This window comes from Pseudomonas sp. GW821-FHT01D09 (assembly GCF_059422465.1).
This window is the reverse complement of record NZ_JBWKWY010000009.1, coordinates 49,006-65,759: the sequence shown is the minus strand read 5'-3', so window position 1 is coordinate 65,759 and position 16,754 is coordinate 49,006. Positions and strand designations below refer to the sequence as shown.

General features: G+C 64.1%; 7 protein-coding genes. 5 read left to right on the top strand and 2 right to left on the bottom strand.

Going from position 1 to position 16,754, the window contains the following annotated elements:
- The first annotated feature begins 5 nt into the window (after positions 1-5).
- The 5 genes from nagA to AC07W7_RS11520 all read left to right on the top strand — a co-directional run bounded on the left by nagA (position 6) and on the right by AC07W7_RS11520 (position 12,298).
- Positions 6-1,112 (top strand): N-acetylglucosamine-6-phosphate deacetylase, encoded by a 1,107-nt coding sequence (gene nagA / locus AC07W7_RS11540; protein WP_076962100.1) that lies wholly within the window; start codon positions 6-8, stop codon positions 1,110-1,112.
- Positions 1,105-2,115, top strand: a complete 1,011-nt coding sequence (locus AC07W7_RS11535) for an SIS domain-containing protein (RefSeq protein WP_495039362.1) — start codon at positions 1,105-1,107, stop codon at positions 2,113-2,115. The genes nagA and AC07W7_RS11535 overlap by 8 nt, the downstream gene beginning before the upstream one ends.
- A 36-nt stretch (positions 2,116-2,151) precedes the next feature.
- The gene (ptsP, locus tag AC07W7_RS11530; protein ID WP_495039346.1) at positions 2,152-4,662 is read left to right on the top strand and encodes a phosphoenolpyruvate--protein phosphotransferase; all 2,511 of its coding nucleotides are present in this window, start codon (positions 2,152-2,154) and stop codon (positions 4,660-4,662) included.
- Positions 4,663-4,688: 26 nt separating this feature from the next.
- Positions 4,689-6,386 carry an N-acetylglucosamine-specific PTS transporter subunit IIBC gene (nagE, locus tag AC07W7_RS11525; RefSeq protein ID WP_076962097.1) on the top strand — a complete coding sequence of 566 codons (1,698 nt, stop codon included), beginning with the start codon at positions 4,689-4,691 and terminating at the stop codon, positions 6,384-6,386.
- A gap of 188 nt (positions 6,387-6,574) precedes the next feature.
- Entirely contained in the window at positions 6,575-12,298 is a 5,724-nt protein-coding gene (locus tag AC07W7_RS11520) for a membrane-targeted effector domain-containing toxin (RefSeq protein ID WP_495039345.1), read from the top strand.
- Positions 12,299-12,392: 94 nt separating this feature from the next.
- On the opposite strand, the gene AC07W7_RS11515 is transcribed toward AC07W7_RS11520, so the two are convergent.
- Both AC07W7_RS11515 and purL read right to left on the bottom strand, forming a co-directional pair.
- Positions 12,393-12,704, bottom strand: coding sequence for a YqfO family protein (locus tag AC07W7_RS11515; RefSeq protein ID WP_076962095.1), 312 nt, complete (start codon positions 12,702-12,704; stop codon positions 12,393-12,395).
- A 4-nt stretch (positions 12,705-12,708) separates the two neighbouring features.
- Positions 12,709-16,605, bottom strand: coding sequence for a phosphoribosylformylglycinamidine synthase (gene purL / locus AC07W7_RS11510; protein WP_495039361.1), 3,897 nt, complete (start codon positions 16,603-16,605; stop codon positions 12,709-12,711).
- Positions 16,606-16,754: the final 149 nt, after the last annotated feature.

Here is a 16,754-nt window from a genome sequence, read left to right as displayed (position 1 = left end):
CTGCCATGTCCGAAGACAATATCCTCACGCCCCACGGCTGGATCCGCGGCCGCCTGGTGCACCACAAAGGCAAGGTGACGGCCATCGAAGGCGTGCCTTGCGACCCAGCCGACAACGACCTGCCCTACCTGCTGCCGGGTTTTATCGACCTGCATGTGCACGGCGGCGGCGGCAAGGACATCATGGAAGGCAGCAGCGCCTTCGAGACCATCACCCGCACCCATGTGCGCTTCGGCACCACCTCACTGCTGGCCACCACCATGACTGCGCCGGTCGAGGAAATCTCCCGCGTACTCGGCGAACTCGGCCAGTTCTGCGAACAGCGCCCGGCCGGCAGCGCCCGGGTACTGGGGGTGCATCTGGAAGGGCCCTACATCAATCCGGGAAAACTCGGCGCACAGCCCAACTTCGCCCACACCGCCTTGATGGCCGAGGTCGAGCAATACCTGGGCCTGGCGCCGATCCGGGTGATCACCATTGCCCCGGAAATCGCCGGGCATGACGGCCTGATCCGCGCCCTCAGCCAACGCGGTGTGCGCATGCAGATCGGCCACACCCTGGGCAGCTATGAGGAAGGCGTCGCCGCCCTGGCGGCCGGCGCCACCAGCTTTACCCACTTGTACAACGCCATGAGCCCGCTGCATCACCGCGAACCGGGCATCGTCGGTGCCGCGCTGGCCCACGCGACCTACGCGGAACTGATCCCGGACCTGCTGCACGTGCACCCCGGTGCCATGCGCGTGGCCTTGCGTTCGATTCCCTGCCTGTACTGCGTCACCGACTCCACCGCCGCCGCCGGCATGCCCGATGGCGAATACAAGCTGGGCAGCCACACCGTGACCAAATGCCTGGGCGGCGTACGCCTGGCCGACGGCACCCTGGCCGGCAGCACCCTGACCATGGATCAGGCGCTGCGCAACCTGGTGAAAATCGGCCTGCCCATCAGCGAAGCCTCACAGCGCCTGTCGCAATTTCCTGCGGATTACCTGGGCCTGGAACAACGCGGCCGCCTGCACCCCGGCAGCTTTGCCGACTGCGTGCGCCTGGACCGCTCCCTGCACCTCACCGACGTAATGGTCGAAGGAGAAACCATTGACTTCAAAAATGCTTGAAGAGGCCCTGTCCTCCTGTGAGGCCGTCGCGGCCCAATTGCAATGCCTTGGCCCGCTGCTGGCCGAGGTCGCCGGGCGCCTGCGCCGCCAGCCGCCGCAAGTGGCGATGACCGTGGCCCGTGGCAGTTCGGACCACGCCGCCAGCTATTTCGCCTACCTGACCATGCAGCACGTGGGCGTGCCCGTGGCGTCGCTGCCGATGTCGGTGGTGACCCTGGCGCAGGCGCCGCTGAAAGTCAGCGGCCAGGTGGCCTTCGGTTTCTCCCAGTCGGGGCAAAGCCCGGACCTGGTCAACAGCCTGCGCCTGCTGCGCAAGCGCGGGGCCTTGAGTGTGTCGATGGTCAATGCCGAAGATTCGCCCCTGGAAGCCGCCTGCGAATTCCATGTGCCGCTGTGCGCCGGCCCCGAACGCAGCGTGGCCGCGACCAAGAGCTTTATCGCCACCTTGAGCGCCAGCGCCCAGTTGGTCGGGCACTGGAACCAGGAAGACGGCCTGCTCGAAGCCTGCCACGCCCTGCCCGCCGGCCTGCGCGAAGCGGCGACCCAGGACTGGAACCTGGCCATCGACGCCCTGCGCGATTGCCAGCGCCTGATGGTCATCGGCCGTGGCGCCGGGTTTGCCATCGCCCAGGAAGCCGCGCTCAAGCTCAAGGAAACCTCGGCGATCCAGGCCGAAGCCTTCAGCAGCGCCGAAGTGCGCCACGGGCCGATGGCACTGATCGATGACAACTACCCGTTGCTGGTATTCGCCCCGCGTGGCGCCGAGCAGCCGGGCCTGCTGAGCCTGGCCACGGAGATGCGCCAACGCGGGGCCCGGGTGCTGCTGGCCGCGCCCGACGATATTGCCGAACGCGACCTGACCCTCAGCCGCGCCGAACACCCGGCCCTGGACCCGATCCTGGCGATCCAGAGCTTCTATGTGATGGCTGCAGGCCTGGCCCAGGCCCGGGGCATGGACCCGGACCAGCCCCGCCACCTGAGCAAAGTCACCCGCACCCACTGAGTTGATTTCTGTCGTTTCCTGATGAGTACCGTGCCCATGCCCGACAATAATAATGACCTCACCCTCAGCGCCCCCCTCAGCGGACCGGTGCTGACCCTGGGCAACGTGCCTGACGAGGTGTTCGCCAGTGGCGCCATGGGCGACGGGATTGCCATCGACCCCCTCAACGACTGCCTGCATGCGCCGTGCGCCGGTGTGGTGATCCATGTCGCCCGTACCGGCCACGCCCTGACGATCCGCGCCGACAATGGCGCCGAGGTGCTGCTGCATGTGGGCATCGATACCGTCCAATTGAATGGCGAAGGCTTTGCCTTGCTAGTCAAGCAAGGTGCGCGGGTCAGCAATGGGCAGCCCCTGGTGCGCTTTGACCTGGACCGCATCGCTCGCCAGTGCAAAAGCCTGGTCAGCCTGATCATCCTCACCAATGGCGAGCAGTTCGAGTTGCGCCCGGTGGCCGTCAAGACGGTCAAGGTCGGTGAAGCCCTGTTGCGCATCGTCGCGCGTCAGCCTGCCGCCGTGCAGCCTGTGTCCGACCACTCCCAGGCCCATGCCAGCGCCAGCGTGCGCATCACCCATCGCGGCGGCCTGCATGCGCGCCCCGCAGCCCTGATCCGCAAGACCGCCCAGGGTTTCAGCAGCCAGTCGCAGCTGCATTTCGCCGGTAAATCGGCGTCGTGCGCCAGCCTGATCGGCCTGATGGGGCTGGGCATTGGTGAGCAGGACGAGGTACAGGTCACCTGCCAGGGCAAAGATTGCGACGCGGCGTTGCAGGCACTGGTCGCGGCCCTGTCGGTCACCCCCGGCGAACACGTGCAGGCCCCGGTGATCGCCGCTGCGCGCCCGCTCCATAGCGAAGCGGGCGTCTTGCAGGGCGTGTGTGCCGCTCCCGGGCTGGTCTGCGGGCCGCTGTTGCGCCTCAATACCATCGAATTGCCGCAAGACCCGGGCAACCATGGGCGCGATGAGCAATTGCAGCGCCTGGACAGTGCGTTGGAACAGGTACGCGGCGAAATCCGCAACACCCTGGACCACGCCCGCCAGCGCAAGGCCGTGGAGGAAGAAGAGATCTTCGCCGCCCACCTGGCACTGCTGGAAGACCCGACCCTGCTGGAAGCCGCCACCGGCGCCATCGAGCAAGGCAGCGCCGCCACCCACGCCTGGCGCGATGCGATCCAGGCCCAATGCGCGGTGTTGCTGGGCTTGGGCAAGCCGTTGTTTGCCGAACGCGCCAACGACCTGCGGGATTTGCAGCAACGGGTGCTGCGCGCCCTGCTGGGTGAGGCCTGGCAGTTTGAATTGCCTGCGGGCGCGATTGTCGTCGCCCATGAACTGACCCCCTCGGACCTGCTGCAATTGAGCGCGCAAGACGCGGCCGGTATCTGCATGGCCGAAGGCGGCGCCACCTCCCATGTGGCAATCCTGGCGCGGGGCAAAGGCTTGCCCTGTGTGGTCGCCCTGGGCAGTGAAGTCCTGGATGTGCCCCAAGGCCAACGGGTGGTGCTGGACGCCAGCAATGGGCGCCTGGAACTCATGCCGGATGAGGCACGGCACGCCCAGGTCCATCAGTTCCGTGACGCGCAACGGCTGCGCCGCCAGCAGCAACAGGCCCAGGCCCAGGCCGCCGCCAATACCCTCGATGGCGTGAGCATTGAAGTGGCGGCGAATGTCGCCTCCAGCAGCGAGGCGCAGCTTGCCTTTGCAAACGGCGCCGATGGCGTGGGTCTGTTGCGCACCGAGTTTCTGTTTGTCGACCGCCGCACCGCACCCGATGAGCAGGAACAGCGCCAGGCCTATCAAGCCGTCCTGGATGCCATGGGCGATAAGTCCGTGATCATCCGCACCATTGATGTGGGCGGCGACAAGCAGCTCGACTACCTGCCCCTGCCCGCCGAGGCCAACCCGGTGCTGGGCCTGCGCGGCATTCGCCTGGCCCAGGTGCGCCCGGAACTGCTCGACCAGCAGCTGCGCGCCCTGTTGCAGGTCAGCCCGTTGCAACGCTGCCGGATCCTGTTGCCGATGGTCAGTGAAGTCGACGAGTTGCTGCATATCCGCCAGCGCCTCGATGAGCTGTGCGCCGAACTGGAACTGACCCAGCGCCCGGAACTGGGAGTGATGATCGAAGTACCGGCCGCTGCGCTGCTGGCCGAGCAACTGGCCGAGCATGCGGACTTTTTGTCGATCGGCACCAATGACCTGTCCCAGTACACCCTGGCCATGGACCGCGACCACGCCGGCCTGGCCGCGCGGGTCGATGCCCTGCACCCGGCGCTGCTGCGCCTGATCGCCCAGACCTGCGCCGGGGCGGCCAAACACGGGCGCTGGGTCGGCGTGTGTGGCGCCCTGGCCTCTGACCCGCTGGCTACTCCCGTACTGGTCGGCCTGGGGGTGCTGGAGCTGTCCGTCAGCCCGCCGCAAATTGCCGAAATCAAAGACCGCGTGCGCCACCTGGACGCCGCGCAATGCCGACAACTGAGCCAGGGCCTGCTCAACCTGAGCAGCGCCAGGGCCGTGCGCCAAGCCTGTCAACAGCACTGGCCGTTGAGCTGACAACAACAAGAAAAAGGAGACTCGCCATGTACCAACTGTTTATCGAAGGCCTGCAACGCCTGGGCCGTGCGCTGATGCTGCCCATCGCCATCCTGCCGATTGCCGGCCTGCTGCTGCGCCTGGGTGACACCGACCTGCTGAACATCGCCGTCATGCACGACGCCGGGCAAGCGATCTTCGCCAACCTGGCGCTGATCTTCGCCATCGGCATCGCCGTGGGTTTTGCCCGCGACAACAACGGCACGGCCGGGCTGGCCGGGGCCATTGGCTACCTGGTGATGGTCTCCACCCTCAAGGTGATGGACAGCACCATCAACATGGGCATGCTCGCCGGGATCGTCAGTGGCCTGATGGCCGGGGCGCTGTACAACCGCTTCAAGGACATCAAGCTGCCGGAGTACCTGGCGTTTTTTGGCGGGCGACGCTTTGTGCCGATTGTCACCGGGTTTTCGGCGGTGGGCCTGGGGGTGATCTTCGGGCTGGTCTGGCCACCGGTGCAGCACGGTATCAATAGCTTCGGCGTACTGCTGATGGAAAGCGGCAGCCTCGGCGCCTTTGTATTCGGCGTGTTCAACCGCTTGCTGATCGTCACCGGCCTGCACCATATCCTCAACAACATGGCCTGGTTTGTGTTCGGCAGCTTCACCGACCCGGCCACCGGCGCGGTGGTCACCGGCGATCTGACCCGCTACTTTGCCGGCGACCCCAAAGGCGGCCAGTTCATGACCGGCATGTTCCCGGTGATGCTGTTCGGCCTGCCTGCCGCGTGCCTGGCGATGTACCGCAACGCCCTGCCGGAACGGCGCAAGATCATGGGCGGGATCTTCCTGTCGATGGCCCTGACCTCGTTCCTGACCGGGGTCACCGAGCCGATCGAATTCGCCTTCATGTTCCTCGCGCCATTCCTGTACCTGCTGCATGCGCTGCTCACCGGCCTGTCGATGGCGGTCACCAACCTGCTGAATATCCACTTGGGCTTTACCTTCTCCGGGGGATTCATCGACATGGTGCTGGGCTGGGGCAAGTCCACCAATGGCTGGCTGGTGTTCCCGGTGGGCCTGGCTTACGCAGTGATCTACTACAGCGTGTTCAACTACTGCATCCGGCGCTTCAACCTCAAGACCCCCGGGCGTGAAGATATCCAGGTGGTGCAGAGCGAGGCCCTGACCGACAACCAGCGCGCCGCCGCCTATATCCGGGCCCTGGGCGGTGCCGACAACCTGCTCAGCATCGGCGCCTGCACCACGCGCCTGCGCCTGGACATGGTGGACCGCAACAAGGCCGTGGACGCCGAGCTCAAGGCCCTGGGGGCGATGGCCGTGGTCCGCCCCGGCAATGGCGGCAGCTTGCAGGTGGTGGTGGGGCCGATGGCCGACAGCATTGCCGATGAGATTCGCCTGGCCATGCCGTCGTTTGTGGCCACTGCGCCTGCGGCGGTTGCGCCGGTGGATAAGCCCGTGACGGTGAATGTGCAAGAAGCCGAGCAATGGCTGAGTGCCTTGGGCGGCCGAGGGAATGTCCACCGGCTGGAAGCGGTGGCGATAACACGGTTGCGTGTGCAACTGGGGGATGACTCGGCGGTGTCTGAAGCCCAGCTGACCGCGCTCGGTTGCCAAGGCATGAGCCGGCTGGATAACGGTGTCTGGCACCTGTTGATGGGCGACAAGGCGGCGGGGATGGGTCAAGCACTGGAGCGCTTGGTTAGCCGCCCGATCGACGCCTGATCGTCCCCACGCTCTGCGTGGGGACGCATCCTCTGACGCTCCGCGTCAGGAGCGGACGCAGAACGTCCAAAGCGGCATTCCCACGCAGAGCGTGGGAACGATCGGCGTACCGCTACTTATCTACCGCCCGGCCAAAGACACGCCTGCCCATGCTGTGGGTTCTAATCCCCAGCATGGAGAGCGTGCCTGTGAGCACCACCCCCCAGGCCTTTGAAGGTATCAAGGGCCATCTCAACCAAATCGGGCATCACCTGCTCCAGGTCGAAGCAGCGCTATTGCCCGCACACAAACCCGCTGCAGAACTGGCTTACCTGGAAAAACTCAACGGCATCCTGAGCCGTTACCGGCAGCAGTTTCTGAGCAAGAGCCGGGCCCTTTATCAAGGGATAACCCAGGGCGATCTGCCCGCCCGGGTGGCGACCCTCAAGAGCACCCTCAATCCTTATCTGCTGGCGCTTGATCGCAACGAGCAGATCGACGGCAAGCCGCGCAAATCCTTCATGATCTTTGAAGCCGGTTTCACCGCCCTGGCCAATGAAACCGCCCTCAGCGCCCACGACCGCCTGCTGCACCCGCAACAACAGGCCATGCTTGAGCGTGTCCCCCAGGGCAGCACGCTGCGCCCCGGCCTGTACGCCCTGAGCTTTGTTTATCAGGAACGGACTGTCGAACTGGCCGGCGCCTTTGTCCTGACCGAACACGCCAGCCCACGGGCTAGCGACCTGACCTCAGCCCCACCGGTGGGTGAAGTCATGTTGTTCACCCCTGCGCGGGGGATCGAATCCTTCGGCTCCCTGGCACAACTGAACACGCATTTGCTGCAAGCCATGGACGCGGTCGCACAGCGGCGGGCCTTCATGCAGCTGCTGCCTGTGCGTTATCGCGACATAACGCCTGGGGCAATCTGGCCGCTGGCGCTGGCCCCGATCCACGACAAACCGCTGTTTGAACACACCTACAATGCCCTGATCGACAAACGTACCCAGGACATCGAGCGAGCCTTGAGCCTGGTGGACAACCCCGGACAGGACGCCGCTCAGTTGATCGACGCCCTGGACCATGCCATTGCGGCGGCCTTGCCCGACATCAGCGCGCGCCTGCAATGGCGCGCCCAGCGCTTGCTGGAACGCCACCTGCGCCACAGCGCGCCGGACTGGTACCGCAGCGCCAGCGAAACCCGCCGCGCCCTGCTGGCCGAACACCTGGCGGGCTATAACGACGCCCGCCAAGCCCTGCTGGACCTGCTGGGCCCGGTCACCACCCCGCAAACCCTGGCCCGCTATCAACTGCTCGAACGCTTGAGCGATGAACTGGATATCCACGACCTGGCACCAGAGCATCTGGAGGTCAACACCCGGCGCTACGTAGATCCCATCGGCGAGTACGAGCATGTCCGCACCCTGGTCGACCTGGCCCTGCGCGGACTGCAAGCCGGCGATGCCCTGACGGGCTCGGACTTCCTGAACAAAACCACGCTCACCTATCAAGGCGCGCCGCTGCCCAAGGCCTACGAGGAGCTGACTCCTGCCTGGCTCGCACAGTTGATCGGCACCCTGCAACCGCGTATCGACTTTGCCGATGCGCAACAGCAGATGCACGCCAAGCCCGCTGTCAGCCTCGCGATTGAACGGATGCTCGACCAGCGGATCAACGCACTGGCCTACACCGCACTGCTGCAAGGGCACCTCAGTGAGGATGACTTTCAATTGGTGCAGCATCTGCGCCAAGGCACCGACAGCCGCCTGAGCGCCGCGACCCTGTCGCTGCATGAAGCCCAGTTGCAAGACCTGTGGGTACTGCGCCAAAGCAATGCCCACGGCGCGGTCATCCGCTTGCTGCTGTGTACACCCGAGGCACCACGGGAGCAGCAATTCCAGGTGTTCGACAGTGAAATCGCCTGCCAACGCCACATCCTTGGCTGGAGCCTGGACAACGGCACCCGACAGCCTCCGGGCACCCTCACCGACTACCTGATCAAGCGGGTCGCCTTGCGGTTTCGCGAGGCCATGAAGCGGGTCCTGAGCGGCCTGAGCTTCAAGTTTCACGACGAGGAATACAAAGAAATCCGCTTTGGCAATATCGGCAGCCACGCCGACTGCCTCAAGGCCATGTCAGCCCATGTGCTGGCGACCCGTATCGACGACTATGAGTTCAGCACCCCCAGTTGGTATCGCTCCACCAGCGCCGACAACCGTCAGAACCTGATGAAACTGACCGAAGACAGCGAAGGGGCCTTGTACACCTATAACGACTTCCCATTGTCTGATGCACAATTCCCCAGCTTCACCCACTACCTGCATGAACAGGCCAAAAAACGCCTGAACCAGCTGCTGGGGCGTAGCCAGAACGATATCGATCCCGACACCGTGTGGGCCTTCTCGCCGCCGGCACTGATCGGCCAGGCGGCACAGCCCCTGACCTACACCCAGCTGTACCGCGACGGCTACGCCGACGGCGTGGGTTTTATCGACGAGAAGTTCTCACGCGCCGCCCGTTTCAAAGGCCCGCCAGGCGTTGATCTGAGCCCACTCACCGCCGAAAAGGTCGCCCGTTCGGTCACCGGCACCTGGGTCGGCCAGCACTACATCAATGAGGTCAGGGCCCGGTTGCTGAACACCGGCAGCGCGGACTATGACCTGCGACGCAATGCGACCCTGAGCATCACCCAGCGCCAGATGCAGAACGCCGCGCTGGAGTGCCGGCTGCAAGGGGATATCGCCACGCCCGACTGGGAATGGCTGCAGCGCAGTATCGCCAGCATGGACAGTACCGCCACAGAAACACGCGCCACCTACGCCATCCATCGCCTGCTGGTGGACGGCGAGTGGGTGATGGGCAATTTCCTTTTCAGTCACTCCGGGTTCCCTACCTTGCTCTATACCCCCAACGCCCCGGACGGCATCAACTTCCGTGAAGCACGGTTGTTCAATTACCTGCTGAAAAAAATCCCCGGCATGGTGGCCTACTTCACCTTGCGGGTCGGCGCGCCGTCCCAGGTCCGGGTCCGTGCCTTCCTTGAGGAGGCCAAGGCACAACTGCCCGAGGACCTGAACAAAACCGACGCCAGCCCGGCCCGCTATGACACAACCCGTGCACAGCCGCCCCTGCTGGATCTGCGTCGGGCACTGTATGACATGAAGCTGCAGCGCAAGATCGATGACGTTGAAGGCACCACGCTCAATCGCACTCAGATGATTACCGGGATCCTGTGGAACTGCGTGGAGTGGGTCACCGCCATTGCTACTGCGCCGTTTCCCATCCTCAGCCTGAGCCTGGGCATGCTGCTGGCGTTCAAGGACGGCATGCTGGCCCTGAACGCCTATCAACAAGGCGATACGAGTGCCGCCGTGGAACACCTGATCGGTTATGTGCTGAACAGCGCCGGCGCGGCGTTCACCGACCTGCGTCCGGCATTGGTTTCCCTTAGACAGCTTGCAAGACCAGCCCTGCGCGAGGTCGCCAAGAGCGCCGCTGCGACGAGCGAGGTCCTGAAGCTGGTGCATCCCCTGCAACCCCAGACACTTGCGCCGGCAGACATGCAGGCAGTGCTGTTCGATGGCGAGTTGCTTTGGGCGAAAAACTCCCCGGACCCGATCGGACGGTATTTGCTGTACCGACTCGATCCGCCTACCGGCAAACTGATCTCCACCACTCGCGTGGCGGCACCTGATGCGCAAGGGGTGTGGCGCCGCACCGGCGTCACCGGTGGCGCGCCCAAGTATGAAAAATTGCCCGACACACCGGAGCCGCTCAAGCCTTATGAGATGCCGGCAAAGTACGCCAACAAACTGGAACTGGTACTCGACCCGGATGTGCGCACCGAGTTACTTCGGCGCTCGGAGTGGGATTTCGGCTCGCAAAACGTGATCCTGGGAAGCGCCGCCATTGAACTCAAATCCCTGCGCACCGCCTACCTGCAACAGGTCGAACGCCTGGCCAGCGACGCCCAGGACTTTTTCAAGGCTCTTGACCCGTTGCCGGCCCGCGCCGAGCTTGCGGCCCTGGACGTCAGCACGCCGTTTGCACAACTGCTCGCCAGCGATGCCTTCAGCGGTAACAAGAACCTGGTCATTGGCGCGGTACCCGGCTCCATCGCCAGCAAACAGCTGCTGGTCACACAAATGGACGCGTTGATCAGCAAAGGTTTCAAGCACCTTTATATCGAGTACCTGCCCGGTGATGTATTTCGTCCAAAACTGGAGAAGCTCAACAGCGGAAAATCCTGGCAGCACATCGAGCGGCACCTGAAGACCGTCGACAAAGCCTTTGGCTTGGCCGAGGACGCCGAGTACTCCTACGTCGCCCTGGTACGCAAGGCTCAGGAAAAGGGCTTTAAGATCAAGGCCCTGGATGCCTCAACCTCCTATTGGCTGGACGACGCCCTGCAAATGGGCGACACCCCACCGACGACACCACGCGGCAACAGCATCAGAAACTATTACTCCCACAAGGCCATTCAGGCCGATGCCCTCGGCGAGCAGGATGAACGCTGGGTTGCCCTGGTGGATCATTCCCGGCTGCGTACTTTCGAGCAGACGCCTGGCCTGGCGGACTTAGAGGACGCAGTCGCGTTGCGCGTGGTGGATGTGGGCGCGGACCAACCCGTGGGCGTGTGGGTCGACACCCCCAGCGCCCTGGCGGGGGATGCGCTGCCCAGGGGCGATTACCAGTGGGCAATGCAGACCCCATACAAAGCGCCCGAGCCGCCAGCATCGTCCAGCGCAGCAGCTGCGGTGGTGACACATTACGACGAATACGACATCGCCCCTCCTCTCAGGGACAGCATCGCTCGTCAGACCGGAGCACGGCATGGCCTGGACACGCGCTACTTCCCGCAGAACCCGGAGCATCAGGAAGCCTTCAGAGCGTTTCTGAGCACCCGGGCCCGCCTGAGTGCGGATGCCAGCACTTACCTGGACAGCCACGTGCCACCGGCCAGGCCCGAGCCAGCCGTCCTCGGCCTGCCAAAAACCCCGGAGGCGCTGCTGGAGAAAATCCGTCACAGTGAGTTTTCAGGACTGGTGATCGGTGAAGGGCACAGTGCGCAATCGAGCAAACGCTTGCTGCGCGACTACATGGGGACACTCAAGGAGCTGGAGTTCAAGACGTTGTATGTGGAGCACTTGCTGACCGATATGCACCAGCAAGAGCTGGATCTATTTGTGCAGACACAACGGCTGCCGGATAACCTCAAACGTCACCTCGCGCAACTGGATCGAGGCCATATGCCGGGCTACAAAGGCAGCGATACCTACACCGAAGTGATCCAGATCGCGGCACGGCACGGCATGCGCATCCGCGCCCTGGACTGCACCGCCAGTTACCACATCAAGGGGTTGGGGGACGCGGACGTCTCACGCAACCAGCTGTTCAGTTACTTCGCCTCCAAGGTAATCGAGGCCGACCAGGCCGCACACGGACCGCACAAGTGGGTTGCCTTCGTGGGCAGCGCGCACACCAACACCCACCTGAGCGTGCCTGGCCTCGCGCAACTGCAGGGGGCGGTCAGCCTGCATGTCCGGGACACCGCCCCGGCGCTGGCGCAGAATATTCGAGCGGGTGCCTGGGAGACGGTTTCCGAAGGGATCAGCCCTTACACCAGGGCCTTGCGCAGCGACTTCATCCTGGACGCCGGCGTTGCCGGGATCCAAGCCCCGGCGCCCTTCGTCGCGGTGGACAGGGCACGTCTGAACCGGCCCGGCCTGTTCCTGATCGAACGCCCGTCGCCCTCGCAGAACCACTTGCTGCATCGCTCGCGCAGCGGGGAGATCGTGTCGACACCGATCAAGGTCGACAACAACGGCCTGTTTTATGTCGAGCGCTGGGAGCCGATGCAGGGCAAGCGGTTCAGCTACGAAAACATGTTGATCAATGCGTTGAAGGCTGAAGTGGGGTTGATGCCCGCCCCTTGAACCATTGAGGCTTTGATATCGAAGCCATGAGCGCCAACAAAAAACCCGCTGGCCAAACTGGCCCAGCGGGTTTCTTGTCTTGACCGCCTGCGGATCAGAAATCCGCCAACTGCCACACTTCATAAGCTGGTGTTTCATACGGGTGGCTGCGCTTCAACGCGGCCACAACGGCCACAATCAACTCATCGGCCACCACCAGCTCAACCTTCCATTCCTCGACCACTTCAACCTGGCCCACCTGCCCGATAAACGGCTGGCTGCCGTCCAGCGCGCGGAACTGACCCTGGCCCAGCACTTGCCAGGCGCAGCGGTCGTAGTTGCCGATGCGCCCGCCGCCAGCGTTGAGGACGGCGGTTTTCACCGCCTCCACATGGCTGTCGGGCACAAAGAAGGCAAGCTTGTACACGGCCTTAGTTCACCCACACGCGAGCGTTACGGAACATGCGCATCCACGCGCCGTCTTCGTTCCACTCTTCGGGGCGCCACGAGTTCTGCACGGCACGGAATACACGCTCCGGGTGCGGCATCATGATGGTCACGCGACCGTCGCGGCTGGTCAGCCCGGTGATCCCGCGCGGCGAGCCATTCGGGTTGGCCGGGTAGCTTTCGGTGACCTTGCCGTGGTTGTCGACAAAACGCAGGGCCACGGTGCCGGACAGATCGGCTTCCAGCAGGGCTTCCTCGCTCTCGAACTCGGCATGGCCTTCACCGTGGGCGATGGCGATTGGCATGCGCGAACCGGCCATGCCTTGCAGGAAGATCGAGTTCGACTCCTGCACCTGCACCATGGCCACACGGGCTTCAAATTGCTCGGAACGGTTACGCACAAAGTGCGGCCAGAACTCGCTGCCCGGGATCAGTTCGCTGAGGTTGGACATCATCTGGCAACCGTTGCACACACCCAGGGTGAAGCTGTCGTTGCGCTCGAAGAAGCCCTGGAACGCATCGCGGGCACGGCTGTTGAACAGGGCCGACTTGGCCCAGCCTTCGCCGGCCCCCAGCACGTCGCCGTAGGAGAAACCACCGCAGGCCACCAGCCCCTTGAACTCGTTGAGGTCGACGCGGCCGGCGAGGATATCGCTCATATGCACGTCGATCGCATTGAAGCCGGCACGGTCGAACGCCGCCGCCATTTCCACCTGGCCATTGACGCCCTGCTCACGCAGCACGGCAACCTGTGGGCGGATGCCTTTCTTGATGTACGGCGCGGCGATGTCCTGGTTGACGTCGAAGCTGAGCTTGGTGCTCAGGCCCGGGTTGTCTTCTTCCAGGATCACGTCGAATTCCTGCTCGGCACAGTCGACGTTATCGCGCAGGCGCTGGATCTGGTAGCTGGTCTCGGCCCACTGGCGTTGCAGCAGGCGGCGCTGGCCTTCAAACACCGTGTCGCCGTTGAACACGATGTTGATCACGCCGTTGTTGATCGGCTGGCCGACCACGGCCACGCAGTCGCCCAGGCCAGCGGCGCTGAACTGTGCAAGCACGTCTGGGGTGGCGTCCTGGCGTACCTGGATCACCGCGCCCAACTCTTCGTTGAACAGGATGGCGGCGATATCGGCAGACGTTTCCGCCAGGCCGTCGAGGTTCAGGCTCAGGCCGCAGTGACCGGCAAAGGCCATTTCCACGACGCTGGTCAGCAAACCACCGTCGGAACGGTCGTGGTAGGCCAACAGGTGGCCGTCGGCATTCAGGCCCTGGATCACGGCGAAGAAGGCTTTCAGGTCTTCGGCGTCGTCGACGTCCGGGGCCTGCTTGCCGAGCTTGCCGTGGGTCTGGGCGAGGATCGAGGCGCCCATGCGGTTCTGGCCACGGCCCAGGTCGACCAGGATCAGGTCGGTGGTGCCCTTGTCCATGCGCAGTTGCGGGGTCAGGGTCTGGCGGATATCGGTGACCGGCGCAAAGCCGGTGACGATCAGCGACAGCGGCGAGGTGACGCTCTTGTCGGTGCCTGCATCGTTCCAACGGGTGGCCATGGACATGGAGTCCTTGCCAACCGGAATGGTGATCCCCAGTTCCGGGCACAGCTCCATGCCGACCGCCTTGACGGTGTCGTACAGGCGCGCATCTTCACCGGGGTGGCCGGCAGCGGACATCCAGTTGGCCGACAGCTTGATATCGGACAGCTTGCCAATGCGCGACGCGGCGATGTTGGTGATGGTTTCGCCAATGGCCATGCGGCCCGACGCCGGGGCGTCCAGCAGGGCCAGCGGGGTGCGCTCGCCCATGGCCATGGCTTCACCGGTGTACACGTCAAAGCTGGTGGCGGTCACGGCAACGTCAGCCACCGGCACCTGCCATGGGCCGACCATCTGGTCACGGGCCACCAGGCCAGTGATGGTGCGGTCGCCGATGGTGATCAAAAAGCTTTTGCTCGCCACGGCCGGGTGGTGCAGCACGCGCTCGATGCTGTCGGCCAGATCCAGAGTGCTTGGGTCGAAATCATCGCCCAATTCGGCTTCACGTACCGCCGAACGGTGCATGCGCGGGGCCTTGCCCAGCAGCACTTCGAGGGGCATGTCCACCGGGCTGTTGCCGAAGTGGCTGTCGGTCACGGTCAGTTGCGGCTCGGCCGTGGCTTCGCCGACCACGGCAAACGGGCAACGCTCGCGCTCGCAGATGGCCTGGAAGCGCGCGAAGTCTTCAGGGCCGACCGCCAGTACGTAACGTTCCTGGGATTCGTTGCTCCAGATTTCGTGCGGGGCCATGCCTGGCTCGTCGTTTGGAATGTTGCGCAGTTCAAAACGGCCACCACGGTCGCCGTCGTTGACCAGTTCCGGGAAGGCGTTGGACAGGCCGCCGGCGCCGACGTCGTGGATAAAGCTGATGGGGTTCTTGTCACCCAACTGCCAGCAACGGTCGATGACTTCCTGGCAACGGCGTTCCATTTCCGGGTTTTCACGCTGTACCGAAGCAAAGTCCAGGTCGGCCGAGCTGGTGCCGGTGGCCATGGAGGAAGCTGCGCCGCCGCCCAGGCCGATCAACATCGCCGGGCCGCCGAGCACGATCAGCTTGGAGCCGACCAGGATCTCGCCCTTCTGCACATGCTCTTCACGGATGTTGCCCATGCCGCCGGCCAACATGATCGGCTTGTGGTAACCGCGCACTTCATCGCCATGGGGGGTGGTGATGGACTGCTCGAACGTACGGAAGTAGCCGGTCAGCGCCGGACGCCCGAATTCGTTGTTGAACGCGGCGCCGCCCAGCGGGCCTTCGATCATGATGTCCAGCGCAGTCACGATGCGCTCAGGCTTGCCGTATGGCACTTCCCACGGCTGTTCAAAGCCCGGGATCTGCAGGTTGGACACGGTGAAGCCGGTCAGGCCCGCCTTGGGCTTGGCGCCACGGCCGGTTGCACCTTCGTCGCGGATCTCGCCGCCCGAGCCGGTGGCGGCGCCCGGGAACGGGGCAATCGCGGTCGGGTGGTTGTGGGTCTCGACCTTCATCAGGATATGCACCGGCTCCTGCACCGCGCCGTACTGGCGGGTTTCCGGGTCCGGGAAGAAACGGCCGGCGACGCTGCCGACGATGACCGAGGCGTTGTCCTTATAAGCCGACAGAACGCCTTCGCTGTGCATCACGTAGGTGTTCTTGATCATGCCGAACAGGCTTTTTTCCTGGCTCTGGCCGTCGATATCCCAACTGGCGTTGAAGATCTTGTGGCGGCAGTGCTCGGAGTTGGCCTGGGCGAACATCATCAGTTCGATGTCGTGGGGGTTGCGCTGCAAGCCGTTGAAGGCGTTGACCAGGTAGTCAATCTCGTCTTCGGCCAGGGCCAGGCCCAGTTCGGTGTTGGCCTTCTCGAGGGCGGCGCGGCCACCGCCAAGCACGTCAATCGCGGTCAACGGCTTGGGTTCGGCGTGGCTGAACAGACCGGCGGCCTGTTCCAGCTGGCCGACGATGATCTGGGTCATGCGGTCGTGCAGGCTGCTGGCGATCAGCTCGGCCTCGGCGTCGCTGAACTGGCCAGCCACGTAGAAGGCAATCCCGCGTTCCAGGCGCTGGATTTTTTCCAGGCCACAGTTACGGGCGATATCGCTGGCCTTGCTCGACCAGGGCGAGATGGTGCCGAACCGTGGCAGGACCAGGAACAAGCGGCCGCTCGGCTCTTGAACGGGAACGCTGGGGCCGTACTTCAGAAGGCGTGCCAGCACTTGCTGTTCGTCGGCGGTCAAAACGCCGTTAATGTCGGCGAAGTGAGCAAATTCAGCATACAGGCCAGTGACAGCTGGAACCTTCTGGCTCAGTTGCTCAAGGAGTTTGCTGTGGCGAAAGGCAGAAAGGGCAGGAGCGCCGCGCAGGATCAACATCTTCGGGACAGCCTCGGGAAGGGGGTGTGCTTTGAGGCCGTGCATTCTAGCGTAAACCTGCGCCAACGGCACCCGAAACGGTGCCACTGGCCGCTGCCGAACGTCAGTTGGCACAGATTGCTCGGTAGCAGGACGATCCGGCGCAGTTA

Excerpts from the sequence above, each read along its gene's own strand:
- nagA (WP_076962100.1), top strand. The coding sequence starts at position 6 with ATGTCCGAAGACAATATCCTCACGCCCCACGGCTGGATCCGCGGCCGC.
- AC07W7_RS11535 (WP_495039362.1), top strand. The coding sequence starts at position 1,105 with ATGCTTGAAGAGGCCCTGTCCTCCTGTGAGGCCGTCGCGGCCCAATTG.
- ptsP (WP_495039346.1), top strand. The coding sequence starts at position 2,152 with ATGCCCGACAATAATAATGACCTCACCCTCAGCGCCCCCCTCAGCGGA.
- nagE (WP_076962097.1), top strand. The coding sequence starts at position 4,689 with ATGTACCAACTGTTTATCGAAGGCCTGCAACGCCTGGGCCGTGCGCTG.
- purL (WP_495039361.1), bottom strand. The coding sequence starts at position 16,605 with ATGTTGATCCTGCGCGGCGCTCCTGCCCTTTCTGCCTTTCGCCACAGC.